General features: G+C 34.5%; 1 pseudogene. It reads right to left on the reverse strand.

Annotation, left to right across the window (positions count from 1 at the left end):
- Positions 1–141: 141 nt before the first annotated feature.
- Positions 142–1,103 (reverse strand): annotated as a pseudogene (locus HMPREF3108_RS10815) (hypothetical protein); the annotation flags it as partial.

Below are 1,103 nucleotides of genomic sequence, written 5' to 3' on the forward strand. Positions count from 1 at the left end.
TTAGATAAACAAAGCTACAGAAAGCTACTAGTAAGATAGCTATCACTAAAATAATTTGTTTTCTTTTATTCATTTATTGTCCTTATTACCCGTTTCAGCCAAAGCCTGTTGATAAACGATGTTTCGCAAATTTGTGGCATATTAATTTGTCTCTTTTTTCCTATTTGCGTTTATGCTTTCCTGTGCTTTTTGAGCTTCCGCTTTGGACCAATCAATGAATTCTTGGTAATTATTTAAAGGAGTTTCTTCGTTCGTTTCATAATCCTTTGCGACTATATCTAGCTTATCCTGACCAACTGGCGCAAACCAATGGCGAAGATCTTCATAGTAATCTGCAGGAGAAACCAAGCCTCTTCGATACAGAATTTTTGTAACTCTATTTTTCTTTAAACGCTTGACCAAGTCAGGAAACTCATGGCTAAAGTTAATATCCTGCCCAATCTTGTTCTCCTTTTTATCATTAATATAACCTAAATTGTTTGAAGCTGAAAATCCATTAAAATATAGAATATCATCGAGATTGGTTCTGGATAGGGAAGGGAAACTATTTTGTGCGGTACTCACTTCTTCCATCGCTTCACTAAGCTCTGCCAATTTCCCATTTTCCAAATTTAATACTAGGCTTTTTGTTTCTTCTAAATTTTTTCTTTTTGAAACAAAAAGCCGTACATAATCTTTACCCTCAAAATAGAAGCTAGAACCAACTACTTGGAGGGACCCGTCATCTCTCAAGCCGTAATCTGAATCGTATTCTTCTACGGCCTTTTTGAGGTCTATGCGCTTTTCAACGAAATTTTTTTTACGTAAATCATAAGTGATAATATCAAATTTTTTGAGTTTACCGGATGGTAAAGTATTCTTTTTTGCATAAAAGTGCTCATAAGTTATAAATGTTGAGACTACGTAGTTCCGACTAATTCTTAAATTATTAGAATGCCACTTTAAAGTATTGGGACTAACTAATACATAGCGCCCATCTTTTGTTAGAGTGATATCTTTCAGCGAAGAATCATATACAAGCGTTTCCTTTCTGGACTCCTCCTTTGGCTTGGAAGGAGAAAAGAATTGTTTTTTTAGATAAACAAAGCTACAGAAAGCTACTA

Origin of the sequence: Streptococcus sp. HMSC10A01, from assembly GCF_001807785.1 — a bacterium.
GTDB classification, from domain to species: domain Bacteria; phylum Bacillota; class Bacilli; order Lactobacillales; family Streptococcaceae; genus Streptococcus; species Streptococcus gordonii.